This is a genomic window from Mesorhizobium sp. WSM1343 (assembly GCF_055901535.1).
This window is the reverse complement of record NZ_CM148370.1, coordinates 5,756,660-5,782,353: the sequence shown is the minus strand read 5'-3', so window position 1 is coordinate 5,782,353 and position 25,694 is coordinate 5,756,660. Positions and strand designations below refer to the sequence as shown.

23 protein-coding genes and 4 pseudogenes are annotated in these 25,694 nt (G+C 60.0%); 19 read left to right on the top strand and 8 right to left on the bottom strand.

Features of this window, described 5'->3' with window-relative positions:
- On the bottom strand, positions 1 to 909 hold the full coding sequence (locus AC0NIL_RS28150; protein WP_473573976.1) for an NAD(P)-dependent oxidoreductase: 909 nt from the start codon (positions 907 to 909) through the stop codon (positions 1 to 3).
- A gap of 145 nt (positions 910 to 1,054) precedes the next feature.
- Between AC0NIL_RS28150 and AC0NIL_RS28145 the strand changes: the two genes are divergently transcribed.
- The 6 genes from AC0NIL_RS28145 to AC0NIL_RS28120 all read left to right on the top strand — a co-directional run bounded on the left by AC0NIL_RS28145 (position 1,055) and on the right by AC0NIL_RS28120 (position 6,878).
- A complete protein-coding gene (locus AC0NIL_RS28145; protein ID WP_473564879.1) occupies positions 1,055 to 1,900 on the top strand; it encodes a LysR family transcriptional regulator in 846 nt (281 codons plus the stop codon).
- 26 nt (positions 1,901 to 1,926) lie between these two features.
- Entirely contained in the window at positions 1,927 to 3,012 is a 1,086-nt protein-coding gene (locus AC0NIL_RS28140) for a mandelate racemase/muconate lactonizing enzyme family protein (RefSeq protein ID WP_473573974.1), read from the top strand.
- A gap of 150 nt (positions 3,013 to 3,162) precedes the next feature.
- A complete protein-coding gene (locus AC0NIL_RS28135; RefSeq protein WP_473573973.1) occupies positions 3,163 to 4,134 on the top strand; it encodes an ABC transporter substrate-binding protein in 972 nt (323 codons plus the stop codon).
- A 178-nt stretch (positions 4,135 to 4,312) separates the two neighbouring features.
- On the top strand, positions 4,313 to 5,347 hold the full coding sequence (locus AC0NIL_RS28130; protein ID WP_473573972.1) for an ABC transporter permease: 1,035 nt from the start codon (positions 4,313 to 4,315) through the stop codon (positions 5,345 to 5,347).
- Between the two features lie 2 nt (positions 5,348 to 5,349).
- Positions 5,350 to 6,399, top strand: coding sequence for a quaternary amine ABC transporter ATP-binding protein (locus AC0NIL_RS28125; RefSeq protein ID WP_473573971.1), 1,050 nt, complete (start codon positions 5,350 to 5,352; stop codon positions 6,397 to 6,399).
- Between the two features lie 134 nt (positions 6,400 to 6,533).
- Positions 6,534 to 6,878 (top strand): DMT family transporter, encoded by a 345-nt coding sequence (locus AC0NIL_RS28120; protein WP_473573970.1) that lies wholly within the window; start codon positions 6,534 to 6,536, stop codon positions 6,876 to 6,878.
- A gap of 38 nt (positions 6,879 to 6,916) precedes the next feature.
- On the opposite strand, the pseudogene groEL reads toward AC0NIL_RS28120, so the two are convergent.
- Both groEL and AC0NIL_RS28110 read right to left on the bottom strand, forming a co-directional pair.
- Positions 6,917 to 7,138, bottom strand: a pseudogene (groEL, locus tag AC0NIL_RS28115) (chaperonin GroEL); the annotation flags it as partial.
- An 86-nt stretch (positions 7,139 to 7,224) separates the two neighbouring features.
- Positions 7,225 to 7,730, bottom strand: a pseudogene (locus AC0NIL_RS28110) (DUF4372 domain-containing protein); the annotation flags it as partial.
- 418 nt (positions 7,731 to 8,148) lie between these two features.
- On the opposite strand from AC0NIL_RS28110, the gene AC0NIL_RS28105 reads away from it, so the two are divergent.
- Positions 8,149 to 8,424 (top strand): helix-turn-helix domain-containing protein, encoded by a 276-nt coding sequence (locus AC0NIL_RS28105; protein ID WP_473573969.1) that lies wholly within the window; start codon positions 8,149 to 8,151, stop codon positions 8,422 to 8,424.
- A 245-nt stretch (positions 8,425 to 8,669) separates the two neighbouring features.
- On the opposite strand, the gene AC0NIL_RS28100 is transcribed toward AC0NIL_RS28105, so the two are convergent.
- The gene (locus AC0NIL_RS28100) at positions 8,670 to 9,059 is read right to left on the bottom strand and encodes a hypothetical protein (protein WP_473573968.1); all 390 of its coding nucleotides are present in this window, start codon (positions 9,057 to 9,059) and stop codon (positions 8,670 to 8,672) included.
- Between the two features lie 406 nt (positions 9,060 to 9,465).
- Between AC0NIL_RS28100 and queC the strand changes: the two genes are divergently transcribed.
- The 7 genes from queC (at position 9,466) to glmS (ending at position 16,569) form a co-directional block, all read left to right on the top strand.
- The gene (gene queC, locus AC0NIL_RS28095) at positions 9,466 to 10,164 is read left to right on the top strand and encodes a 7-cyano-7-deazaguanine synthase QueC (RefSeq protein WP_473573967.1); all 699 of its coding nucleotides are present in this window, start codon (positions 9,466 to 9,468) and stop codon (positions 10,162 to 10,164) included.
- On the top strand, positions 10,164 to 10,520 hold the full coding sequence (gene queD / locus AC0NIL_RS28090; protein WP_473564430.1) for a 6-carboxytetrahydropterin synthase QueD: 357 nt from the start codon (positions 10,164 to 10,166) through the stop codon (positions 10,518 to 10,520). The genes queC and queD overlap by 1 nt, the downstream gene beginning before the upstream one ends.
- Positions 10,517 to 11,251, top strand: coding sequence for a 7-carboxy-7-deazaguanine synthase QueE (gene queE / locus AC0NIL_RS28085; protein ID WP_473573966.1), 735 nt, complete (start codon positions 10,517 to 10,519; stop codon positions 11,249 to 11,251). Before queD ends, queE begins: the two co-directional genes overlap by 4 nt.
- 568 nt (positions 11,252 to 11,819) lie before the next feature.
- The gene (locus tag AC0NIL_RS28080) at positions 11,820 to 12,536 is read left to right on the top strand and encodes a DsbA family protein (protein WP_473573965.1); all 717 of its coding nucleotides are present in this window, start codon (positions 11,820 to 11,822) and stop codon (positions 12,534 to 12,536) included.
- An 897-nt stretch (positions 12,537 to 13,433) separates the two neighbouring features.
- Positions 13,434 to 13,664: a hypothetical protein gene (locus AC0NIL_RS28075; RefSeq protein WP_473574342.1), complete on the top strand. Its 231-nt coding sequence runs from the start codon at positions 13,434 to 13,436 to the stop codon at positions 13,662 to 13,664.
- 537 nt (positions 13,665 to 14,201) lie between these two features.
- Positions 14,202 to 14,525 carry a DUF736 domain-containing protein gene (locus AC0NIL_RS28070; protein ID WP_473574344.1) on the top strand — a complete coding sequence of 108 codons (324 nt, stop codon included), beginning with the start codon at positions 14,202 to 14,204 and terminating at the stop codon, positions 14,523 to 14,525.
- A 220-nt stretch (positions 14,526 to 14,745) separates the two neighbouring features.
- Positions 14,746 to 16,569: a glutamine--fructose-6-phosphate transaminase (isomerizing) gene (gene glmS / locus AC0NIL_RS28065; protein ID WP_473574350.1), complete on the top strand. Its 1,824-nt coding sequence runs from the start codon at positions 14,746 to 14,748 to the stop codon at positions 16,567 to 16,569.
- A 224-nt stretch (positions 16,570 to 16,793) separates the two neighbouring features.
- Here the strand turns inward: glmS and AC0NIL_RS28060 are convergent.
- Positions 16,794 to 16,959, bottom strand: a pseudogene (locus AC0NIL_RS28060) (OmpW/AlkL family protein); the annotation flags it as partial.
- A 30-nt stretch (positions 16,960 to 16,989) separates the two neighbouring features.
- Here AC0NIL_RS28060 and AC0NIL_RS28055 point away from each other — a divergent pair.
- From AC0NIL_RS28055 to AC0NIL_RS28045, 3 genes are all read left to right on the top strand, one after another.
- On the top strand, positions 16,990 to 17,157 hold the full coding sequence (locus AC0NIL_RS28055) for a transcriptional regulator domain-containing protein (RefSeq protein WP_474048279.1): 168 nt from the start codon (positions 16,990 to 16,992) through the stop codon (positions 17,155 to 17,157).
- A gap of 527 nt (positions 17,158 to 17,684) precedes the next feature.
- A complete protein-coding gene (locus AC0NIL_RS28050) occupies positions 17,685 to 18,035 on the top strand; it encodes a c-type cytochrome (protein ID WP_473574351.1) in 351 nt (116 codons plus the stop codon).
- A 336-nt stretch (positions 18,036 to 18,371) separates the two neighbouring features.
- Positions 18,372 to 18,530: a hypothetical protein gene (locus AC0NIL_RS28045; RefSeq protein WP_473574355.1), complete on the top strand. Its 159-nt coding sequence runs from the start codon at positions 18,372 to 18,374 to the stop codon at positions 18,528 to 18,530.
- A gap of 187 nt (positions 18,531 to 18,717) precedes the next feature.
- On the opposite strand, the gene AC0NIL_RS28040 is transcribed toward AC0NIL_RS28045, so the two are convergent.
- From AC0NIL_RS28040 to AC0NIL_RS28030, 3 genes are all read right to left on the bottom strand, one after another.
- On the bottom strand, positions 18,718 to 20,031 hold the full coding sequence (locus AC0NIL_RS28040) for an HlyD family type I secretion periplasmic adaptor subunit (RefSeq protein ID WP_473574348.1): 1,314 nt from the start codon (positions 20,029 to 20,031) through the stop codon (positions 18,718 to 18,720).
- Entirely contained in the window at positions 20,009 to 21,739 is a 1,731-nt protein-coding gene (locus tag AC0NIL_RS28035) for a type I secretion system permease/ATPase (RefSeq protein ID WP_473574353.1), read from the bottom strand. Before AC0NIL_RS28035 ends, AC0NIL_RS28040 begins: the two co-directional genes overlap by 23 nt.
- 442 nt (positions 21,740 to 22,181) lie before the next feature.
- Entirely contained in the window at positions 22,182 to 22,988 is an 807-nt protein-coding gene (locus AC0NIL_RS28030) for a calcium-binding protein (RefSeq protein ID WP_473574349.1), read from the bottom strand.
- A gap of 121 nt (positions 22,989 to 23,109) precedes the next feature.
- On the opposite strand from AC0NIL_RS28030, the pseudogene AC0NIL_RS28025 reads away from it, so the two are divergent.
- Both AC0NIL_RS28025 and AC0NIL_RS28020 read left to right on the top strand, forming a co-directional pair.
- Positions 23,110 to 23,506, top strand: a pseudogene (locus AC0NIL_RS28025) (transposase); the annotation flags it as partial.
- A gap of 324 nt (positions 23,507 to 23,830) precedes the next feature.
- Positions 23,831 to 25,165, top strand: coding sequence for an ISNCY-like element ISMlo5 family transposase (locus tag AC0NIL_RS28020; RefSeq protein ID WP_473574393.1), 1,335 nt, complete (start codon positions 23,831 to 23,833; stop codon positions 25,163 to 25,165).
- Positions 25,166 to 25,694 lie beyond the last annotated feature (529 nt).

The following is a 25,694-nucleotide window of genomic DNA, read 5'->3' as shown; positions in this document are numbered from 1 at the left end:
TCAGATGGAGCGGAGGAATGTGCCATTCTGCTCTTCCAAGAGCTTCACGGCCATGAGGTGGTTCTGGTCAAACCCGTACTGGTCGACGGCTTTTTTGTAGATTGCCTCAACCTGTTCGCACATGGGCAACGTGGCGCCAACCGTCCTTGCCAGCTCCAGGGTCAGGACCAAATCTTTATGTGCCAGACCGAGCGCAAAGCCAGGATCGTAGCTTCCGTCAAGAATAGCCGGACCGTATCGGTCTGCGACATAGCTCGCCCCAGTGCTGCCTTGAATGATTGCAAGCATCGTCGCGGCAGGAACCCCGCCCATCACTCCCAGCATCAGGGCTTCACTCAGCGCGACCGAGTTGAGGTAGCAAAGCACAACCTGCGAAATCTTGGCCACGTAGCCAGCTCCATGAGGGCCAAGATGCATGATCCGGTTGCCAATCTTTTCCAGAACTGGCTTGCACCGCGCGAATACATGCTTGTCGCCGCCAACCATGATCATCAGAGTGCCGGCAGCTGCGCCTTCAATCCCGCCAGTTACCGGTGCGTCGAGAAAGGCAATTTCCCGGTCGGTGGCAGCGGCGCGGATGCGTCGCTCGCACTCCAGATTGTTGGTTGAAAGGTCGATCCAGACGGCGGCTTTCGGCAGCCCGGCCAGAATGCCCTGTTCGGACAGCGCCACGGCCTCGATGATCTTCGGGTTTGGCAGCGATGTGAAGGCTATGTCGGCTCCGGCGGCCGCCTCCGCGGCGGTGGGGGCAGACGAGACTGCTCGGTTGCCGGCGGCTGCGCCAGTCGCCCGCACGGCCTCGACCTTATTTGAATCCAGGTCGAAAAGGGCAAGCTCGTACCCGGCACGCGCCAGATTGCTGGCCATTGGCCCGCCCATGTTGCCCAACCCAATGAATGCAATCCGCATAAATGTCTCCGTTGGCCAGCCAGAGTTTGCTCCGTCGCGCAGGCGCTTTTTCTACCCACCCACTCTTCCTCACTCTGGTTGACGTGGCAAACGAATATAATTACCGACTCATATCGAGGAATTCGATTTAACAGGGTTTCCTTTCATGAACATCGAGCACATCAAGGCTTTTTTGGAAGTCGCCACGACAGGCAGCTTCCAGCACGCCGCCGACCAACTCAATGTCACCCAGTCGACCATCAGCGCCCGGATAAAGGCGCTTGAACGCCGACTGAACCGCCAACTATTTCACCGCAAGCGCAACGGAGTTGCGCTCACGACGGGCGGTCATCAATTCCACGCAAGCGCAGTGAATATCGTGCGTTCCTGGGAGCGGGGCCAGCAAGTTGCGACGCTGCCGGAGGGCCTGAATGCCTTTGTCACGCTGGGTGTTGAAGACAATCATTGGCCACGCGTCGTGCCGGGCTGGCTGGAACGAATGGCAAAGGCGCTGCCCGACGGCGTCGCGAGCGCCATCAGCGAGCGCTCGGACATTCTCATGGAGAAACTGCGCGCCGGCCTGCTTGACATTGCCGTCCTTTATGATCCGCGCCATTGCGCGGAAGCACGGATCGAGCCGCTCATCAGCGAAGAACTCGTGATGGTCTCGTCGAAGCCGCGTCCCGTGGAGAGCGGGGTTGTCCCGGGGTACGTGTTCGTGGATTGGGGCGAGACGTTCCGGGCTCAGCACAGCATGCATTTTCCGGGCGTTTTCAGCCACAAACTCACAATCCGCAGTTCCGCAGTAGCCATGGATCATATCCTGGCCAACAACGGCTCCGGGTATTTTCTGGCCGAATCCGTGGCGTCTCAGGTCAAGTCTGGACGCCTGCATGTGGTCGAGGGAGCACCACGTTTTCAACGGACAGTCTTTGTCGCCGTTCGTATTGACGTCATTGCGCCGGAATTTATCGAAACCGCTGTGCAGGCTCTGCGCGACACAATCACCTGATTTCCAGTCCCTTGCCGGAGAATGACATGAAAATCACAGCGTTGAAGACACGACTGACCGACGTACCTTTTACCAAGCCGATCACGACCGCCATTCATAACATGCGGTCGGTCGGCTGCCTGCTTGTATACTTAGAAACTGACACCGGACTGGTGGGCCAAAGCTATATCTTCACATTGAATGCAGTCCGGCTCAAATCGTTCGACGAGATGGTCCGCGGCTTTTCGCACCGCATTGTCGGCCAGGATCCCCACTACGTGACGGCGATCAATTCGGCCATCTGGTCTGAAATCAATCCGACCGGTTATGCAGGCGTCACGATCTCCGCGCTCTGCGCGCTCGACACGGCCTGCTGGGATCTGATCGGCAAAAGCGCGGACCGGCCGCTGCACCATCTGTTCGGAGCGTGCAGGGACCGCATCCGCACATATGCCAGTGGCGGGCTCTGGCTATCCCAGAGCATTGACGATCTGGCTGATGAAGCGGCGACCTTCCTGGACCAGGGTTTCCGGGCGATGAAGGTGCGCGTCGGCAAAGAAGACCCTCGAGAGGATTTTGAGCGCGTCAGGGCTGTCCGCGAGGCGGTTGGACCCTCAATTGAACTCCTCGCGGACGCCAACCAAGCGCTCAGGCCGAAGCAGGCGATCCGCCTGGGCCGGATGCTCGAGGAACTGGACGTCGGCTGGCTCGAAGAACCGGTATCCGTCCACGACCTCATCGGCCAGGCCGAGGTCCGGAATGCGCTCCACATTGCGATTGCCTCGGGTGAAACGGAGTGGACCCGCTTCGGCATCCGCAACACGATCGAAGCACGCGCCGCCGATGTGCTGATGCCGGACCTCCAAAGGATTGGCGGGCTCACCGAAATGCGCCGGGTGGCAGCCTTGGCGGAGGCGTATTGCCTGCCCATTTCCACCCATATTTTCACGGAGCACAGCCTTTGCATTGCCGGCTCAGCCGCCAATTGTATCTCCGTCGAACATATGCCGTGGTACGCCCCACTTTTTCGCGAAGAGATGGAGATCGTGGATGGCGACATCCTGATACCCACCCGTCCCGGGACAGGTTTCACCTTCGACGAGGCCGCCGTGACTCGCTTCGCCATCGATTGAGACAGAGCATCGAATAACTCGATGTCAGGGTCGAATTATATTCGTTAGTTAAATGCTGGGTGATCCTATAATTGACGACGTGGGGAACCGGCCCGGTAGCGCAGGCTGCCGAGGACATCGCCTGGAATGGAAAACCAACAGGAGAAGACAATGCTCTCACGCACGTTGAAACTCAGCGCCGCTGTATTCATCGCAACGCTCGCGGCGACTGCGGCCGAGGCAAAATGCGGTGACGTCACGGTCACCGAGATGAACTGGGCCTCGGGCTCGATCGTCACCGCCGTTTCCAAGTTCCTGATGGAGCAGGGATACGGCTGCAAGGTCACGGTGGTTCCATCGGCCACGGCTACGGCAGTCACCTCAGTTGCTGAGACCGGCCGCCCCGACATCGTCACCGAACTCTGGCTCAACGGCGCGCCGGCTTATCCAGGATTGGTGACCGCCGGCAAAGTCAAGACGCTGGGCCATGTCCTCACCCCCGGCGGCATTGATGCATGGTGGGTTCCGCAATACCTGGTGGACGAACATCCGGAACTTGCGAAGATCGACGGCATTCTGGCGCACCCCGACTGGGTGGGCGGCAAATTCCACAATTGCCCGGAAGGCTGGGGTTGTAAGATCACCAACGACCATTTGGCTGAGGCTTTCGATCTTAAAGGCCACGGCATAGAAGTTTTTAATCACGGCTCCGGAGAGACGCTGGCAGCCGCGATAGCTGCGGCCAACGAGAATAAGCAGCCTTGGTTCGGTTACTATTGGGGTCCGACGTCCGTCCTCGGCAAGTACAAGATGGTCAAGGTGGACATTGGCCCGTACGTCCCCGAGATTCACGCCTGCAACGCGGTAGAAACCTGCAAGACACCCGGCAAGTCGGCCTATCCGCCGGCAGAGGTGGTGACGGCAGCGACGACGGATTTCGAGAAGCGCGAGCCGGAGATTGCAGCGCTCATGTCCAAAGTGACCTTCACAAATGAGCAGATGAGCGAGACACTGGCCTGGCAGGATAGCAAGAAGGCTTCGGCCGACGAATCGGCGGTCCACTTTCTGACCACCTACAAAACGATTTGGGCGGACTGGCTCAGCCCCGAAGCCAAGGAAAAGCTCGCGGCAGTCCTCAAGTGAGATCCGTCATTCACCTGGGCTCCGCACCCAACGGAGGTGACCGACCTGTTGAGTGAATTTGGCAAGGCGCGAAGGCTTGGCGGCACCTCAAACACGTCCACAAGCAAATCTCCTTCAGTTCCGGTGGCCCACGCTCTGATGAGCGTGGCTGCCGGATTACCGCGATATAAGGCGATCCATGGCAGCGTACGAAAGAGCTTTTGACTCGCTTGGACTGCGGTTCTGGTGCGATGCCGGCGCCATCGGCGGTCCCATGTCGATGGACGATCTACTTGCCAAGGCTGGCGCGGCGGGGACCGACCAAGCCGAATCTTTCCCGTTTCCATCGCTGGACGTCCTTCACAAGGCCTGCGGTGCCATCCCGCGCACCCGCGACATGACAGCCGGGTTGGAACGCCTGTTCCTTGACGTGAAAGACCCCGTGAAAGTCGTTCTGGACCCGGTTACCCAGCCATTGAGTTGGGCGCTGCGCAACGCCATCGACCTGATGCAGTCTCTTCCCTGGTGGGCGGCGATCATAATCCTGGTGGCCATCGCCCATTTTGCCGGGCGCCGCATCGGCGTGACGATCTTCGTACTGGCGGCATTTTTAGGCCTGGCGTTCATTGATCATTTTGGCTACGCCATGCAGACCCTCGCCATCATCATGGTCTGTACATTCATCTGTGTCCTGTTAGGCGTGCCGATCGGCATAGCGATGTCACGCAGCAACCGCCTGGAGCGTTGGCTGACGCCTTTTCTCGACCTGCTACAGACGCTGCCCACCTTCGTCTATCTTATCCCACTGATCTTCCTGTTCAGCGTCACGGAGCCGAAGCTCTACGGCATCGCAATCATTTTCTATGCGATTGTCCCATCTATCAGGCTTACCAATTTGGGCATCCGGTTGGTGGACAAGGACGTTCTGGAAGCGGGGGAGGCGTTTGGCATGACCTCCTCGCAAAAGCTCTATCGCGTCCAGTTGCCGCTCGCTTTGCCGAACATTATGGCGGGCATCAACCAGACCATCATGCTGTCTTTATCCATGGTCGTCATCGCTTCGCTAGTGTCTGCGCCTGGCTTGGGAACGCTGGTTCTGCGCGGTATCAACAAACTTGAACTCGGCGTCGGCCTCGTCGCAGGCCTCGGCATTGTCCTCCTGGCCATTGTGCTTGACCGAGTCAGCCGGGCGGCCCTCCAGCGCGTCAACAAGATGCACCAGCCGCGGACATGAGCATGACCGAGAGCTTCGTATCAATCCGCAACCTCTACAAGATCTTCGGCAACAATGCGCCAGCCATGGTGTCTTACGCGAAGTCGGGGATGCATAAGAAGGACATGCTGCAGACCCACGGCCATGTGCTCGGGCTGCGCGACATCAACGTCGAGATCAAAAAAGGCGAAATCACTGTGATCATGGGCCTCTCGGGCTCGGGAAAATCGACCCTGATCCGTCACCTCAACCGCCTCGTCGACCCCACAGCGGGTGAGGTTATCGTTAATGGTACAGACATCATGAAGCTCGACCGGGCCAGACTCCAGCAGCTGCGCCGGACCCAGATGTCGATGGTCTTTCAGAAGTTTGCGTTGCTTCCGCATGAGACGGTGCTGCGAAACGCCGGCATGCCATGCTCGGTGCGAGGCGACGGACGGGCCAAAACTGATGAAACGGCCCGCAAGTGGCTGAGCAGGGTCGGGCTCGCGGGCTCCGAGGCGCTCTATCCCCACCAACTCTCGGGGGGCATGCAGCAGCGCGTTGGCCTCGCCCGGGCTCTGACGTCGAACTCCGAGCTAATGCTCATGGACGAAGCCTATTCAGCGCTGGACCCGCTCATCCGGTCGAGCATGCAGGACCTTCTCCTCGAGCTGCAGAAGGACCTTCAGAAGACCGTCGTATTCATCACCCATGACCTCGATGAGGCTCTCAAGCTTGCGGACCACCTGGTGATCCTGAAGGACGGCGAGATCGTGCAGCAGGGGGAGCCGCAATACATCCTCCTCAACCCGGCCGACCCTTACATTGAAGACTTCGTCAGCGATATCAACCGCGCACGCGTCCTGCGAGTCCGATCGGTAATGGAGAAGACGATCACGGAGGACGATGGCTATGAGATCCTCGACGGGGACGAGACCCTGGAGCGGGCGATCCTGCGATCCCACGGCGCCGCCGACAAATTCTTCGCGGTGCACTCGGACGGAGTTCGGGTGGGCACGCTCAACATGACGGACGTTCTGAAAGCGCTTGTACCCACTGCCTCGACAGGGCGGAACCACAGCAACATGTAGTTAGGACACGACAATGGGCTTCCCATGGCGCTCGTCGACCGAATGGACTTCACTGTTGCCGCGAAAATGCCGTACGCCTTGGCTGCGCACCCTTCTGGAGAGGCTTGTCAGGCGTTGCTCGGGAAGGTGACTTCATGAACCCTCTGGTCATAGCTTACAGCGCCCTGGTGCTGGGCATTGTATCCGAAGTCATCGGTTCATCGCTGTTGCCCGAAACACAGCAATTCACGAAGCTTGGACCTACTGCAGCTGCCATCGCCAGCTTCGTCGTCGCGTTGTTCTTTCTCTCCCATGCCCTCAAATTGATCCCCCTGGGTGTCACATACGCAATCTGGTGCGGCGTCGGCATCGTGCTGACAACTATAGTGAGCGTTCAGGTCTATAGGACGCCACTTGATCTGCCTGCAGTGTTGGGGATCATCCTGATTATTTGCGGCGTCGTAGTGATCAACCTTTTCTCCAACACTGTTGGTCACTGATCACGAGTTTTCGTTTGGTGCCCTTGGCGGCCTCACCTTACGTCTTCCGAGATGATGAGCAGCGGCTTGGAGGTCAGCACAAGGGCGTCGAGTACCGGCAGCATCACATGCAGGTTGGAGAGCTTCTTCTCGTCGAGCAGGATGTAGGCGCCCTCGAGATCGGCAGCCATCTTGTCGGCGTTGGTCACGTAGTAGGGCCAGAGATAGCCGCGGTCGAATTGCATGCCTTGGACGACTTCGAGTTCTTTTTGGGCGGTCTTCCTGCCAAGAAAGGCCTCCGAGGAAGTTGCCCAAGTCGGCACCATCTCGGCAAATGACGACGAATCGGTCGGCAAGATGATCGCGGAATGGTCAAGCCTGGCTGGGCATTATTGATATTGGCATCGGTGATGTCGAGGATGCGCGGATGATCGGCATTGGGATCGTAGACGACATGCATCTTCATGCCGTGGATGCGACCGTTTCGACGTGGCCCAATCGCACAGTTTGCCGAGCTGACCGGAGTCAAATCCTTCAAATGCAGCATTGCCGCGCCCTCGCGGCGCGTCTGCGGTCGAGTGGCCCGCTACCAAGCTGAACGTCTCGGAAAAGACCGCGACGGGACGCCGCATGTTGGCATCCGACCAGGTAAGATCGCATCAGCCGACCGCTGGGCGAATGGTAATGATGCTGGCCGTTGGCGTTCCAGGTGGCTTCCAGTCCACGCAGGCTGGTGCCGGCACAGAATTGGGCAAAGATCAGCGCTACAAGATGGTCCCACCTCCTGAACGACTGTCTTAGGCCTCACCGTCGTGACGATGGACGATCTCTTGAACCTACGCTGGTTGAAGCTTCAAGCAGTTGTCGGAAAATGCCAGGCTAAAGCGCAGGCTCCGCTCCTTTTTGAGTCTCGCTGCTCCTGCGGCATTTCGATTCACTCGATACTTTCCCCGGACAGCCCTACCAGGCCCGGGGCGGCCGCTCCGAGATGGCAAGGAAGCTGATACGACCACCGATCTCAGGGCTAGCAGGCACCGAATTCCTGCTAGGAAGTTCGGCGATGATCAGCCACGGGGATGGCGCAGGAATCGGTACGGCACGGCCGGTCAGACCATCCTGCGGCGGCCAGAGTCTTCCGACTTGATCGGGCGCAGTTGCACCACCATATACCGCTTCCGCCCGCCAGTCCAAAGTGCCCAATGTGACGAGATTTTCCAGGCTGAATTGGCGTGCGTTTATTTGACTTGCTGGGAGTCCCGGTCCAGAGGAGCTCTCCCGAGGCAAGCCGCCTTTGCTCTTCTTCGAGGTGTTTATGAAAGATCCATGCATTCCCGAGCCGGTGTTGACGGCCATGTCGGCGGGGACCCACATTATCCGCGCTTATCGTGAGCACCTTGGATATTCCGTCGATGATCTGGCAGTGGCGTGCGGGCTTGCCGCTGAGGAAATCCTCAACATTGAGTCCGGTCGGAGGTACAGCAAGGGTTATCGCGACCGGATCGCGAAATCTCTGTCCCTACCCAGCGGAATTCTTGAGGCGGAGCCGGACATATTGGACGCTGCCTGATCAGCGGAAGATTCGTTTGCCCGTCGGCTGCCGGGGATCAGGTCTCCTAGCAATCAACTGATCGGGCGTTGCGTTCCCCAACATATTGGAATCCGGCGTTTGCGCCACGGGTCCGTGCGCCAGGATATCACGACACGAGCAGCAAATGGTCGCGTCGTGATCCATCCGCGCCTGGAAAGCTCGGTAGACAGCCGCTGGCAGGCTGCGGTCGGGCGGACGCAAAATCACGCATCCATTGCGTCACGCTAACCGCCAAGCATATGACCGGCATTTCGTAAGGCGCCGAGGAAGAGACCGGCATGGACAGTAACATCGATCTTAGCTTGCATCGCCAGGGGCATGCTGGTCCATTTCTCCAACGGCACCATCAGATCTGAGAAAGTGCCATTCACCATGCAATAGTGGGTAACGAGGCCTTGTCTGTCCAACGCCACCACGCCAGTCCGTTCGCCTTGATACCGGATGGCTGCGACCCTCTGCACCTGCGCGTCACCGTACACCCGCACGTCGAAAACCAAGGTACCCTGGCTCCTCGCCGCTATCTCCACGGCTCTTTCGTTGAAGCATAGCGAGAGGGAGCGGACGCTTTCGACCGCCATTTGGAAAATCGCCCAATCCAGTTCATCCGAGGCCATGGCTGCAATAGCGCGCAACGGAGGGGTGATTACAACGACGCACACGGCTTGTTCACAGATGTCGGCTGACGACCAATCCTTAGCGGTTCTGCCGCCCCGCCACCGGCTGACCGCGATGTCCGGTCGGACTGATGCTGAAGCGGGGGCACGCCCACAGTCGCTAAACCTCGACCTGTGCACTCGCGTCCACGTCGCGAGGACGCGCCGCATTTGTGCTCCTGAGCGTGCGCCCGGGGTAGAACATCCAGCAACGATGCTCAGTCCCGCCATTCGCGACCCTGCCGCACCCCGGCACGTTCAGCGCATCAGACTCCCCGCAGGGTTCACAAAGTTGGCTGGCTGGGGTAGGGGGAGCGCAGAGAAATCTCCGGTCGCAGCCTTACCCGGTCAAAACAAGGATATCACGATGAAGACTCTCATCATCTGCTCCGGCGGATTGGACTCCGTTTCCCTTGCTCACAAAGTGGCAGCGGAGCACGAACTCGCCGGGCTGCTGTCCTTCGACTACGGTCAGCGGCACAGGAAAGAATTGAGATTCGCCGCTCTGTGCGCGGAGCGACTGAACGTCGCGCATCAGACCATCGACATCCGCCAAATCGGCCGCGGCCTTCGCGGCTCGGCGCTGACCGACAGTGTCGACGTGCCGGACGGCCACTACGCTGAAGACACCATGAAGGTCACGGTGGTGCCGAACCGGAACGCCATCATGCTGGCTATCGCGTTTGGTCTCGCCGCCGCGCACAAGGCCGAAGCGGTGGCGATGGCCGCTCATGGCGGGGACCATTTCATCTATCCAGACTGCCGTCCCGCCTTCATCGAAGCTTTCCAGACGATGCAGGACCGAGCGCTCGATGGCGACGCGCAGATCCGCCTTTATACGCCTTATGTGAACCTCACAAAGGCTGACATCGTCCGCGATGGAGCAAGACACGGAACCCCATTTGCGCAGACCTGGTCCTGCTACAAGGGCGGCGAGCGTCACTGCGGACGGTGCGGGACCTGCGTCGAGCGACGCGAGGCGTTTCAACTCGCGCAGCACGCCGATCCGACCGAGTATGAGGACACCGGTTTCTGGCTTGAGGCACTGCGGAGGCGCAGCGCCTGATGTTCCGCATCACCAAGGAATTCCACTTCTCGGCCTCGCATCAGCTCACCTCCTTGCCACCCGAACATCAGTGCGCGCGCCTGCACGGGCATAACTACATCGTCGAAGTGGAGCTCTCGGCCGAGGAGCTGAACGCGCACGGCTTCGTGCGCGACTATCACGATCTGGCGCCGCTCAAACGCTATATCGACGAGAGCTTGGACCACCGACATCTCAACGACGCGTTGGCACATGAGCAGGTCACGGCGGAATACTTGGCCAGGCATTTCTATGAATGGTGCAAGGCACGGCTGCCGGAAACCGCGGCCGTGAGGGTGAGCGAAACCCCGAAAACCTGGGCGGAGTACCGACCGTGACGGACACGCGCGCCGCAATCCGGGTGAGCGAGATATTTGGGCCGACGATCCAGGGCGAGGGCGTGCTCATCGGTTTGCCGACCGTCTTCATCAGAACCGGGGGCTGTGATTACCGCTGTTCCTGGTGCGACAGCCTCCATGCGGTGGACAACCAGTTCCGCCATGAATGGAAAATGATGCCGGTGGATGCGGTGTGGCAAAGCGTGGTTGCGCTTTCCGGCGGCCGGCCAGTGATGGTGTCGCTGTCGGGCGGCAATCCGGCCATTCAGCCCTTCGGCGGGCTGATCGAGCGAGGCCATGGTGAAGGCTACCGTTTTGCGCTGGAAACCCAGGGTTCGGTGGTCAAGAACTGGTTTGCCGAGCTTGATGTGCTGGTCCTCAGCCCAAAGCCTCCGTCGAGCGAAATGCGGCCCGACTGGGCCTCCTTGCAGGCGTGCATGGAAGCGGCGCGGGAGAAGCCGCAAGTCGTGCTCAAGCTCGTCGTTTTCGACGAGAGCGACTACGCCTTCGCCAAAGACGCCGCCGCGCGATTTCCACGTCTCCCGGTCTATCTGCAACCTGGCAATCACACGCCACCGCGCCCTGGCGATGAAGACGCACCTGTCGACCTTGACGGAATCATGAGACGCTTGGAGTGGCTGATCGAAAAGGTGACGCGAGACAGGTGGTTCGAAGCTCGCGTGTTGCCGCAGCTGCACCTTCTGCTCTGGGGGAACAGGAGAGCCGTCTAGGTCCCGCATGCCGGCGCGGAACTGTATCCACCGGATTTCCGGCTGACGAACTCAACCGGATGTGACAGCGCCTGCCGGGGCAACCGCAGGGGTGCTCAGGGCGGAGATCAACGAGGCATATGCGCTTGCAATGCGAGCGCATATCGGAGGGACCCCGCGATCACCTGGGCTTTGTGGCCGCGCGGTTTTGAAACTGCACAGAACCATTTTCGACAAAGTGCCCAAAACAGGGATCGCCAACAAATCCCCTCGCAGATTGAATGGTTCCCGACCCTATGTCGCACAACGGCCACCGATCCCCCCGTTTTATGGTGCGCTGGACATAGCTGTCGCGCGTCGCCCCACGGTGTTCGAAGTCCAATGGGCAAGCCAAACAGCGATCTCCGATGCCCGAGCGGGCGCTTTTCGCAGCGCAGCACCTGCGCGACATCGCGCCGCCGCTTGGCTCGCGATTTGCAGTGGCGGGGGTGCAGCGCTTGACCGGAGCGCCGCGATGGGAAGCGCGGCAAGGCGCCGGGAGTGCCGGTACCCGGCGTGCTGCCGTTAATTTCTGATGGGAGCCTCACCCATGTCCAAGCTAAATGCCGCCTTTGTTACAGTGATCGCTCTCTTGGCCCTCACTTTGTTCGTGCTGGGAGCGCTGAAACAACAACTGGATACGGCCGAGAACCTGCAACGTCTGGAAGACCAGCGCCTGATAGCGGCTGACTTGCGCATACGCATTCCGCAGCGGCGCGACGCCCTCCTCAACGACCAAGCCTCGCCAGTCGCGGGCAATCCGCTTGGCGATATCGCTGTGGTCTCGTTCTTCGACTACAACTGCGGCTTTTGCCAGGCGGCAGCCCTCGATCTCCAGCAAGCCCTCAAGGATGATCCCAATGTGAAGCTTGTGTTCAAGGACTTCCCAGTCCTGGGGCCAGCTTCCAGATTCTCCGCGCGCGCCGCGCTCGCCTCGCACAAACAGGGGAAGTACGAGGCGTTCCACCTCGCCCTCATGGCTTTCCCCGGCTTCGTCAACGAGCACAGCACCTTGACCGTTGCAGAGCGTGTGGGCCTCGATCTCGAGCAACTGAAGCGGGACATGCAAGACCCGGCCATCACAGATGCCATCACACGCAATCTCGCACTCGCCAAAGATCTGTATATCGACGGCACACCGGCGTTGGTGATCGGCGACGAGGTGCTCCCAGGGAAAGTCGGCATCGCCAGACTGCAACGCGCCATCGCTGAAGCGCGCGCGGAAGCAAAGGTACAATCTTCGACAGCTGCAAAATCGGCATTTTGACATACTGTCGGCAATGCCGTGGCCGCAGGATCGCTTGTCGGGGTGGTTTTGATGTGCTCCTGAGCGCCTTTTTCGTGGTTGGCTTCTTGACCGCATCGTGACGCAGGCGGGCGCGACGGCGAACGTGGCCGGCGTCCCGCTGTGCAGCTATCGAAACCGACATTCGCGGCGGTCGCGATACCGCTTCCTGAACACCTTCTCCTTTACGCAGCAAGGGGCGCCGAGAGGTGGAAATTCGCGGCTCTGCGGCATCGACCATATCGTGATACGTCCAGGTTCAAGGATCTGATGGTTTGACCATCAGTCGCGGTGCCGACTAATAGTCCTGTAATCGCGCGCGTCTGAAGGCGCGCGCCCGGTGCTCGTGCACCGAGCCCGCTTTTTCCTCGGCAGGCTCGGGCGGTCTCGGCCATCCGGCTTCGCCCCGGGCAGCCTGGCGACCGCTGATGGTCGCCGGCCGATTGCCCGGCGTGGTCTGTCTGTTGGCCATCCCCCGGTGGCGCGCGGTGGGCGGCTCTCCCTTCTAGGCCCGCCGCGGCATCCCGCAACCCTTCGCTGCCGCTCAGGGTCCTCCTCTTCGTTCCGGTCCTTCGGATGCGGTCTGCCTTCGGCGGCGGGCCTTTCCGGTCGTTTTCGCCGCCCACCCCGCTTCCGGGGGAGGGCGCGGAATTGAAGAGCGGAGGACCAGGGCATGCGTTCAAACAACAAGCGTTCCGGCAGCCGAAAGGCTGGGGCAAGCAGGGGCGGGCGCTCAGGCGCCAGCCTTGATCAAGACATCACGGACACAATCCTGTTTGCGCATCTGCTGACGCTGTCCGACGACGATGTCCTGCGCGTCCTCACCATCGAGACGACGCCTTCTTCGACCTATTGCGCGACAAGGAAACTGCCAATTCCATGCTCGCCGAGCTCGGCGGCAAGCATGTCGCGGACGGCAATGTCGCCGAGAAGGTGAAGACGCAAAAGACGATCATCCGCGATCTTCTTTCCGGCGAGAACGGCCACGAGAAGGTGGAAAGCTGGCTGCCGCGCTGGATGAAATTCCCGGTCGAAAGCTACACGCAGCGAGGCGGCTTGCGCACCGCCGATCAATGGGCGCGGGTCCGGTCCCTGTTCGGCTGCCAATAGGCGTCACGCTGGGCGGCGGCTGCCAGGTTGGCCGCCGTTCGGCATCGTACCCAGGCGCCCTGGCCGGATGTTCGAGACCTTTGGCCCCCGCGTCCCCGCGGCACAAATCCAGCCCTGCAAGCCGCCTTGATCCCGCGTGGATCGATCAGACCGTCGGATGTCTGTTCTGGCGCCTGACCCGTAGGCACGATCTCTTGTCGGCATGCCACGGCATCAGCCGCAGTCCCGCAAATCCCGGCTCTCTTGGCTTGGCTGCAGCGACCGCGCTTGCCACGATCTCCATGCTCTGTGCCAGGACCATCCCCTGCGGCTGGCTTGTCGACCTATGGACGGGTCCGGCCGCCCGAAACCCTCGCCAGCAGCTTTTTTCCCCGCCGCCTACGGCGGCTTCCTCGCGCCGCTCCGCTGCAAAAAAGCTGCCTGCTCGGGTCCTCCGCTGGCGCTGCGGCCCTGTCGGGTTCAGGCGCTCCGGACGCGCCCATCACGGTCCGCCATCGCAGGGGATGGTCCCCGGCGACAGCAAAAGGAGACTTCGAAATGACCGCGATCGGTTACGTCAACAAGCAGGAAAACGGCGCTTACAAGGGCCAGCTCAAGACCCTCAGCGTCCGCGCCGACATCGACATCGTCCCCAACCAGGTCAAGAGCGCCGACAACCATCCCGACTACCGGGTGCTGACGCAAGGGGTCGAAGTTGGCGCCGGCTGGATCCGCACCGGCGAGACGTCCGGCAAGGATTATGTGAGCCTGTCGATTGCCGCGCCGGAGTTCGGACCCCGCAAGCTCTACGCCAATCTGGGCCGCGCCGCCGGCCAGGACGATGACGACACCTACGCCATCATCTGGAACCCGGCCGACTGATCGGGCCGACCCGAGCCCCGCGCCGCAGCCGGCGCGGGGCTCTTGCCACGGAGCGGCGTCCGCGAAATTTTTGACCATCTGTCGGGTGGATGAGTGCTATTCCAAAAATCAATTTTACCGATCTAATCAGATCCTATTAGGAATCCTGAATTACAGCGCGTTGGGTATCCTCTTCGTGATTGGTGCTTCGACTGAGGCTACCGGAAAGAATTCGGACGGCATGTGCGGGATTGTTGGTATCGTTGGACAACGGCCCGTGTCGGTGCGGTTGGTCGACGCGTTAAACCATCTTGAATATCGCGGCTACGATTCCGCCGGCATTGCGACGATCACCGAGGGCGCCTTGCAGCGCAGGCGCGCTGAGGGCAAGCTCTTCAATCTCGAGACGAGACTGAATGCAGAGCCGCTGAACGGCACCATCGGCATCGCCCACACGCGCTGGGCAACCCACGGCGCGCCGACGGAACGTAATGCGCACCCGCACTTTGTTGACGGTGTGGCCGTCGTTCATAACGGCATCATCGAGAATTTCGCCGAGCTGAAGGAGGAATTGGTGGCGGCGGGAGCCGAGTTCCAGACCGACACCGACACCGAGGTCGTCGCTCATCTCTTGGCCCGACACCGCCAGGAGGGCATGGGGCGTGGCGAAGCGATGCATGCCATGCTGAAACGCGTCAAGGGCGCGTACGCGCTCGCCATCCTTTTCGAGGATGATCCGTCGAGCATATTGGCGGCGCGCAATGGACCACCGCTGGCAATCGGCCACGGCGACGGCGAGATGTTCCTGGGATCCGACGCGGTCGCGCTTGCTCCCTTCACAAATGAAGTCACCTATCTCATGGACGGTGACTGGGCCGTTATCGGCAAGAAGGGCGCCGACATCTTCGATTTCGACGGCTACCCCGTAGAACGTCCGCGTCAGACCTCCATGGCAACGGTCTATCTGGCCGACAAGGGCAAATATCGCCACTTCATGGAGAAGGAAATCTACGAGCAGCCTGGGGCCATCGCCCATGTGCTCGCCCATTATATCAGCGTGATTGAGAGTCGCGCAGATCCGGTTCCTAGCTTCGATTTCGCCAGCATTCCGAGTCTGGCTATCTCGGCCTGCGGCACCGCCTACCTCGCCGGGCTGATCGGAAAATACTGGTTTGAGCGCTATGCTCGCCTGCCGGTCGAAATCGATGTTGCGTCCGAATTCCGCTACCGCGAGATCCCGTTGTCGCCCCAGTCTGCTGCTCTTTTCATTTCGCAGTCTGGCGAAACCGCCGACACGCTGGCTTCACTGAGGTACTGTAAGGCGCTTGGGCTCAAAATTGGCGCTGTCGTCAATACCCCCGAATCGAGCATCGCTCGCGAGGCTGACGCGGTCTTCCCGATCCTTGCCGGCCCGGAGATCGGCGTCGCCTCCACCAAGGCCTTCACCTGCCAGCTTGCCGTTCTTGCCGCACTTGCCATCAACGCCGCCCGGGCCCGCGGGACGGTAACCGAAGGCGAGGTGCAGGCGCTTGTCATGAGCCTTGCCGAAATGCCGCGCATCATGGGCCAGGTCCTCAACAGCATCCAACCAAAGATCGAGCCCCTGGCGCGCGAATTATCCAAGTATCATCACGTCCTGTATCTCGGCCGTGGCACCAGTTTCCCCCTGGCGATGGAAGGTGCGCTGAAGCTCAAGGAGATTTCCTACATCCACGCCGAGGGCTATGCGGCGGGTGAATTAAAACATGGTCCGATCGCATTGATAGACGAGAATATGCCGGTGATCGTCATCGCGCCATATGATCGCTTTTTCAACAAGACCGTCTCCAATATGGAGGAGGTGGCCGCCCGTGGCGGGCGAATTATCCTCATCACGGATGAAAAAGGAGCAGCCGCATCGAAGCTCGCCACGATGCACACAATCGTGCTGCCTGCTGTCGACGAGATAATCGCCCCGATAATCTTCTCGCTGCCGATACAGCTTCTTGCCTATCACACAGCCGTCTTCATGGACACAGATGTGGACCAGCCGCGCAACCTCGCAAAATCAGTCACCGTCGAATGATTGGACGAACTGACAGGCGGCGCCCGTTCATCGGCTACACTTCAGGCTTTAGGACCAGTGCCGTTGAGGTCCGGTGCTTTGGACGGGCAATCCGGCGTTGCATCGTGACCTGCACGCCGCGTCAGCAGCGATGCGGGTACGGCGTCAGCGGAGCCGGTCAAAAAACCTGCCGGTCCATCATTCCCACCCACACTTTCTTAGATCGCCAGCATGAGCTCTGGCGCGGTTTGATTCACGCCCGCGCCGACATAGGGTTTAAAGGCGCCGAATCGGTAAAGCGGTACTGCAATGTCAGCGTCGGCGGCAGCAGCCAAACCTTGCCGATATTGCCCAGCCCACCGATCGAACCCGGCCTGTGATATTGGCATAGGTGGTGCCGAGCATAAGCTCGGTGGTCGGGGCGGGCAGGGGGTGCTGGTCATGATAGTCATGGCTGGCGAACATCAGGCCGATTGGCGGGATGAAAGATCATACGGTTACACTGCTGGCCTGACGCTGCACGAATGGGCTTGGGAGTTCTTACGCCGCAATTCAGCGTTCAAGCGCGACCTGATCGATGCGCCAGCAGTGCTATACTTGTCCCACTAACCCTTGCTCGATATCGTCACGTCGGCCGGCGACCTGTCACGCTGGCCTGCGAGGCTCTGGAAACAACGACTGAGAGGACTCGAATATCTCGATGCTCTCAGTCTGGCCATCAATTGCCCGCTTGTTGGCGCCGGAAAACCGCGGCGCCCGTTTGTCCTTCGTTCCTGGTGCACTCGACGGATCGCTCGCCGGAGCAGCGCATCGCGAGTTCGCCGAAGTTCTCATCGTCAACGACGCGTCCGGGCTTTCCGGTTGGCACAAGCGTTGCACAGCCATTTCCAAGAACAATGAACCGCAATCGCCGCATGTCTAGAGTAAGGGCCGGAGGGCAGCAAATCTTGAGCATTTCACCCCCGAAACCGTTGCGCGTTGCGGCCAAAGGCGAAGTCTAGCCGTGTGGGAGTCCTACGGGCCTCTTACGGCCGCCTGAGCAGCGTACACCAACCGAGGATGGCATCATGGCTTTCAAACAGATCGACCGCAAATCAGGGAGTTCCTTCGTGAAAAGTATGGTCGTCGGTGCTACAATGGTTTTGGCGCTACTGCCTCCGGCCGTCGGGGCCCAAAACATTGAGGGAGGCAAGTCGGTCTTCAAAAAGTGCGCCGCTTGTCACAGCGCTGATACTCGCGCGAACAAGGTCGGGCCAACCTTGAAAGGGGTTGTGGGCCGGACAGCGGGGACCGTCCTTGGGTATTCGTATTCGAAGGCCATGAAGGATATGGGCACAGCCGGCCTCGTATGGGATCAGCCGAATCTGTTGGAATATCTGAGAAATCCCCAAGCGAAAGTGCCAGCGAACAAAATGGGATTTGCTGGCCTCAAGAATCCCGACGATATCAAGAACGTCATTGCCTATCTCGAGAGTGTGTCAGATTAGAAGCCATTGTCGGCACCTGGTATGTCGTCATCCTTGTCGCTCAGCTAGGTGCGAGGCCGGCGGCATCGTGGGCCTTTTATGGGTTGGAATCGATCGCCTTACGGCAGTGACTCAAACTTGGCTGGGCAGAAGCGGGAGCCACCGTAGCCGCGGCCGTGGTCATCATTAAGATGTTCACCAACGTGTCGACCATCGTCTTCCGTTGGAAAGGACGCGAGTACATATCCGAAGCGGCGGAAATACTGGCGCCCCGGCCGCAAGGCCGCCGCGCACGTCCAGTCTCGATGCGCAGAAGTCTTCATCGTCGGGCTGATCAATGAGCGCAAGGACATCACGTTGAACCAGATGGTGGAGCGGCTGGGAGGCGAGCGGTCGATGGATCAGCCGCAGCGCCTTGAGCACATGGCTTCTCGGCCACGGGTGGACATTCAGAAAAAGTCCGCACACGCACTGGAGCAGGACCGCCCCGATATCCTGAAGCGCCGCCGTGCCTAGTTCGACGGCCAGCTCGATCTCGATCCGGCGAAGCTCGTGTTCGTCTACGGCGCCATGAAAGCGCTGGAGGTTTCGACCTGCGGTGCCTTCAGAACGCCTTCCTTTGCGCTGAAGTACGCGGAATGACGAACAGGTTTCGCAAGTCAACGCTCCGCAAAGCAAGGCTTCAGCAGCGAAAGGTGCAATTTCATTCCTCCCGGAATGCTCGACTGATTTGGTCGGACAGCGGCTTCACAAGATAAGAAAGTGCCGTCCGCTCGCTCGTCTGGATCATCGCTTCGGCCGGCATGCCGGGCACGAGCGTCAGGTCCTTGAGCTTTGCCAATTCCGAATGGGAAACCGATAGGCGCACCAGGTAGTAGGAAATGCCGTTTTTTTCGTCCGTCGCCAGATCGGCTGCGATCCGGCTGACATATCCGTTCAATTCCGGCGTGGTTCTCAGATTGAAGGCTGACATCCGCAGCACTGCCTTGTGACCAAGCTGGATCTGGTCAATATCCTTCGGGGTGATCCGCAATTCCAGCGCGAGATCGTCGCCTTCCGGCACGATTAGCATAATGGGATCGGCGGGCGTAATCACCCCGCCGACCGTGTGAACTGCGAGTTGTTGAATGGTGCCTGACTGCGGTGCGACAATATCGATCCGTCGTAGTTCGTCTTCAGCCGCCGACTTGCGCTCGATATATTCCCCAACCTGTGTCTGAACGTCTCTGAACTCCTGGCCGACTTCCGTCTTGAGATCCTGATCGATCTGCAGGATTTGCAGGCGCGTTTCGGTTATGCGACCTTCCGTCTGTGCCTGATGAGCAATTTTCTCACCGCGTTCGCCGCCGAAAGTGGCAACCTGCGTCTTCAGGCTGTTCAAGCGTTGGTCCGAGACAATGCCTTGATCGCGCAGCCCACTGAGCACGGCAATTTCCTTTTGGATAATCTCGATGCCTTTCTCATAGGCAACTTCCTGCGCCTTGAGCCCCTCGATCTCGTGCTCATATTGTGTAATGCGCTCCGCTAGCTGGGCCTGTTTTCCTTGGCGGGATCGTCTGCGAAATTCGAACAACCTCATCTCGCTGTGGATTGCCGAAGCAGCGTCCGGAACATGCCTGTGGGCGAGCAGCCAATCCGGGAAGGCGATCTCGGCCAAATCGTCACGCTCAGCTTCGAGTCGCGCCAGCCGGGCGGCCAGCTCATCGAGACGCTTGATGACAATGGCGAGACTGGTCCGGGTCTGGGTGGCATCGAGCCGAACGAGGATGTCGCCGGCCTTTACCTTTTCGCCTTCGCGCACCAGGATTTCTCCCACGACACCGCCTGTTGGGTGCTGCACCTTCTTCACGTAGGAATCGACGACAAAGTGTCCGGACGCAACAACCGCACCGGAGAGGGTCGTGACCGCCCCCCAAGCTCCGGCTCCTCCGACAAAGATCACGCTCGCCAGAAGGCCCGCCAACAGGTGGCGGTGAATGGAGCGAGAAACGTCATTATTCTGATGAATGCCGGCCATTGGGCTCCTCCATCTCAGCGCGCTCTCCCTTGTTACCCTGTGTGCACTCGATCGCCTTGACCCCAGCGCCTGGGGCCACTGCTGCCCCCTTAAGGACCTTGGAAAGGGCTTCATCACGCGGACCGAATGCTCGCTGCCGCCCACCTTCCATCACCAACACGTAGTCCACGACGCGGATCGCGCTCGGCCGATGGGCGACGACAACCGCAATGCCCTTGCGCTCGCGCACGGAGGCGATCGCCTTAACGACGGCGGCCTCTCCTTCCGCATCGAGATTGGCATTGGGTTCATCGAGCACAACAAGGAAGGGGTCGCGATACAGAGCACGGGCAAGACCGATACGCTGGCGTTGCCCGGCGGAAAGCGCCGATCCGGCATCACCGATCGGAGTTTCGTAACCGTGCTCAAATCGGAGGATCAGTTCGTGCGTGCCCGCTGCCTTCGCCGCCGCTACAATAGCCTTAGGGTCGGGATCGTCTTCAAATCGAGCGATGTTTTCGGCAATGGTGCCGTCGAACAGTTCAACGCCTTGCGGCAGGTAGCCGATATGACGGCCTAGTGCTTCCCGGTCCCATTGATCGAGGCTTGCGCTGTCGATACGAACCTTTCCGGCGACCGGCGCCCATGCGCCGACGATGGCGCGCGACAGTGTCGACTTGCCGGAACCCGACGCACCGATGACCCCGAGTGCGCTTCCCGCCTGAACGGCGAACGCAAGGCCGATCACGGTTGGCTTGCTTTCGCCGGGCGGAACGATTGTCACGCCGTTGACGCGCAGTTCGCGTTCTGGTGCAGGCATTGGCATAACAGGAGCGGTTTCAGGAACCTTTGCCAGCAGGTCCTCCAGCCGCGCCCAACCCTGGCGCGCCATGAGAAAGGGTTTCCAGCTTGAAATGGCCAGATCGACCGGAGCCAGCGCACGTCCCATCATGATCGAGCTGGCGATCATGACTCCGGCCGTAGCCTCCTGCCCAATGACAAGGTACGCGCCGACGGCAAGAATGGCCGATTGCAACATCATGCGCAGCGATCTTGAAACGCCACCCAGCCCACCTGCCACGTCCCCGGCTTTGCGGTTGGCGGCCAGATACTTGGCATTGGCCTTGTGCCATCGGGCAGCGATCCGCTTTCCGAGACCGAGAGCTTGCACGACCTCGGCATTGCGGCGCGCTGCTTCCAGTAGACCACTGCGTACCATGCTGTGGGCAATCGTATCGCTTATCGCCCGTCGCGAGAGAGTGTTGGCAAGAAGTGTCAGAGATATGAGGATCATCGCTCCGATAAGCGCCGTCATGCCGATCCAGAAGTGAAAGAGAAAGCAAATGCCAAGATAAAACAGCATCCACGGCAGATCGAAAAACGCCGTCGGGCCGTTTCCACCTAAGAATGCGCGAACATTGTCGAGATCACGAAGCGGCTGCAACCCGTCGCCAGGCATACGCGTTGAAAGCGGAAGGCGAACGATCGCATCGTGAACGCGTCCGGAAAACTGTCCATCGAAACGCTCCCCGATCCGCAGCAGTACGCGGGCGCGAAGAATGTCGAGCAGGCATTGGAACGCAAAGAGCCCCGCAGCAAGTACGACGAGCCCCACCAGCGTCGGTACGCTGCCACTTGCCAGAACGCGGTCGTAGACCTGCAGCATGAACAGCGGCGAGATCAGCGCAAGCACGTTAACCACGCCACTGATTAGTAAAATTCCCCACATAGTGGAGGTCAGAGGGAAAGGTCTCAAAGCTGAAATGTTCCAGGGATGGTTACTCAAGGCGCCCTCCGTTAACAAGCATTGTGAGGATCTGTCGATCCAGCACCGCATAGTGCTCGCCGCAGGAGCCTAGACACTGACCGCATCCGCTCGCTGATCCAGGGCAACAGTGTTTCGCGCCGAACGCGTCTGATCCCGGCATATGATGGTGCGCGTCAACAACAGCCTCCGGCTGAACCTTTGGAGGGGTAACTTTATCGACGCAGGCAGCAGGCCAGAACAGCCTTACCGCCTCGACTATGTCGGCCTCAGGGAGGGGTTCGGGCTCGACCCACAGGTTTAATCACGCTTCGCCCGCTCCGGAACCCGCGGCCAGCGGCAAGTAGCGGAAAGGAAAGCGCCCGCCGGGGGGGGCGGGGCGCGGGTTCATATGGGGTTTTCCGGATTAAATGTAGGTGAAATCCGACGCGGTCAGGCCTAGGTCGGCCATGGCGCTAAAGCTCGTCACACCACCTATGTTGACGAAGTCATGCGCCTGGTTCTCGCCGGTGACATACGCCAGCTTCGCCATTTTACTAAAATCCTCGTGGCAGTAGTAGACGATGATGTCGCCGACGGCCTCGCCGGAGATCTTAAGCGCTGCGTCAGAGGCAGTCTCAAAAGAACCGTCAGTGATCACCACCACATGCTCGCCCTTCGCACCCGCAGACGGACCGCTGTAGAAGCTGCTCACCGGGCTGCCAGACTTTGCGGCGGCGTTGTTGACGAAGTTCGCGCCAAAACCGTCGTCGCCGACGCCCACCGCATCGAAGGCGAAAGTGTCCTCCTTCGCGTTGAAATCGCTGATAGTGGTAATGTCCGCCAGTCCCTCGACCACTCCCTGGATTGGATTGTGGAACTGGAACAAAAACGTATCATTGCCGTCCTCCCCCCTTAAAATGTCGTTGCCGTCACTCACGTAGAGGACATCGTTGCCGGGACCGCCGAAGAGCTTGTCATTATCCTCACCGACCAGGCGCGGTTGGAAGCGGCCGTTGTCGCCGCGAAGATAATCGTCCCCCGTTCCGCCCCAGATTCGGTCATTTCCCTCGCCGCCGATGCCGTGATCATCGCCATGGCCACCGGCGATCTTGTCATTTCCGCGACGACCTTCAAGCCGGTCATTGCCCTGGTCACCCGCCATCCAATCATCGAGATCGGTGCCGATGAGCCATTCGGGACGCGCGAACCTACCCTCGATTATGTTTGCCATCGCAAATACTCCCTATGATTCATCCGACCACTACACGACGCCTTCATAATCCTCACCGGAAAATTTGATTAATCGATTGCTTTGATGAGGGACATTTGCGGAATGGATGTATTCATGGGCGGATCTGATGATCGAAGCAGGCAACCCGGCTGACAGCGACCGCTTGCTGCCAATGCTGGCGCGCCACGTCGCATTCTATGGCCAAGCGCCGCGGCATGCGGCCGCCGATGGCGGCTTCGCCACTCGCGCCAACCTTGCCACGGCGAAGGCGTGCGGCGTTTCCGACATGGCCTTCCACAAGAAAGCTGGCCTGAGGATCGAGGACATGGTCAGAAGCAAGTGGGTCTATCGCAAGCTGCGCAACTTCCGCGCCGGGATCGGGGCCGGCATTTCATGCCTCAAGCGTGCTTACGGTTTGGCGCGTTGCTTGGCGCGGCCTCGATCACTTCAAGACCTACGTCTGGTCCTCGGTCGTGGCCTACAACCTCGTCATCTTCACCTGTCTCAATCCGACCTGAACTGCCCCCGGGATCGCAGGTTGCCCCGCGCCGACCCATGCCGGCCGCCACCGCATGCACCGGTGACACTATTTTGGCGACAAACAGCACTCTTCGACCCGTCCGCGCCCTTCAAGGCGCCTTCGATCATGCGCAACTCATTAAAACGGACTGAAATACGCAGGTTTACGGATGGAAACTAGTCTAGTGCGCGTCCATAAACGGCAAGCTGCTGATATTATTGAATGAATCCTGATTTTGGGTAGGCAAGGCCCGGCGGGTTCAGATACACTTCGAGATCAAGCCACTGATTCCAAAGCGTTTCTGCCACCGCCGGGGCCGACAATGCGCCAAGAACGCACCGTCCAATCCAGTGTATTTGATCTTTTCGCCGGACACGAGATCGGCTGTGAATTGAAAGCCATGTCGCAATGGCTGGACGAGCATCGCGAGCTTCTGAGCCTGGTGACGCGGGACCTGCGCCGGCACGATCTCAAGGAGACCGGCCGCGAGGGCCTGCCGGCGGAGGCTGTGCTGCGCTGCGCGCTGCTCAAGCAGCACCGCCAACTAAGCTATCAGGAACTGGCCTTTCACTTGGAGGATTCCGCCTCGTTCCGGGCTTTTGCCCGGCTGCCATGGGGGTGGAGCCCAAAGAAATCAGTCCTGCACAAGACGATCAGCGCGATCCAGGCGCCGACCTGGGAAGAAATCAACAAAGTACTGCTGGCAAGCGCCAGGCGAGAGAAGCTGGAAGGCGGCAAGGTCGTGCGCGTGGACAGCACCGTCACCGCCGCACTCGTCCACGAGCCGAGCGACAGCAGCCTGTTATGGGACGCTGTGCGGGTGATGGTGCGGCTGTTGCAGCACGCGGATGCACTGGGCAGCGCCATCCCATGGCACGATCACTGCCGCGCGGCGAAGAAGCGGTCCCGGTCGATCGAATATACCCGCGGCCGCCCGAAACGGGTGAAGCACTACCGCGAGCTGCTCAGGATCACACGCACCACCTTGGGCTATCTCCATCAGGCGGCTGAGCAGCTGACCCTGACGGCGAGCCCGGCCATTGAACTGTGGCAGGCCCAAGTCCGCCATTACCGGCCGCTGATCGAGCGGATCATCGCCCAGACCGAACGGCGGGTCCTGGCAGGCGAGCCGGTCCCGGCCGGCGAGAAGCTGGTGAGCCTGTTCGAGCCGCATGCCGATATCATCGTCAAGGGCAGCCGCGACGTCGATTATGGTCACAAGATCAATCTGACCACCGGTCGCAGCGGACTGATCCTCGATCTCGTCATCGAAGCGGGCAACCCAGCCGACAGCGAGCGTCTGCTGCTAATGCTGGAGCGCCACATCGCGTTTTACGGCGAGCCGCCGCGTCAGGCGGCGGCCGACGGCGGCTATGCCAGCCGCGCCAATCTGCGCCAAGCCAAGGCGTGGGGCGTGCGCGATATGGCGTTCCACAAGAAGAGCGCCCTCAGGATCGAAGACATGGTCAGCAGCCGCTGGGTCTATCGCAAGCTGCGCAACTTCCGCGCTGGTATCGAGGCCAGCATCTCCTGCCTGAAGCGCGCCTATGGCTTGGCCCGCTGCACCTGGCGCGGGCTCAACCACTTCAAGGCTTACGTCTGGTCCTCGGTGGTCGCTTACAATCTCGCCCTCTTCACCCGCCTCAGATCGACCTGACCCCAGTCATCGGGCTGCGTTCAGGAGCACGCCGGCGAGCGCCGGCCGATACCCCTATGACCCCATTGCCGCCAGATCGACCCCCGGCCGCAACCTCCATGCACTTGTACCATCACGCGTCCCCAAAAACATCGCTTCAGCAGGCCAAAGACCGCTGAAAACTCCGGGAAAACAGCCGTTTATGGACGCGCACTAGTCTAGCGCAACGTCTAGCATTCCGCCCTTTCGTCATGAATGAAACGGATTCCAAGCGATCCTTGCTCGTCCACGACAGTCGTTACATGGAAACCTGTAGGCACAAAAGATGCTGCCTTTCTCGTTTGAGCCACCGGTTCAGCGGCGTTGGGGGCGATCCCTGTGCAATTCACATACGCGGCCCGTTGCCTGGTTGTCGACGGCCATCGTAATGAATGGCTCAGCCGGTTGCGTGCAGTTTGTATGTAGGCCGTAATGGATACCCGTTTCGAAGGCAAAAGGGCGCCTTTTGGGCGCCCTTTCCACTTGTGAAGGCTAATGGGTCTTAGGCTTC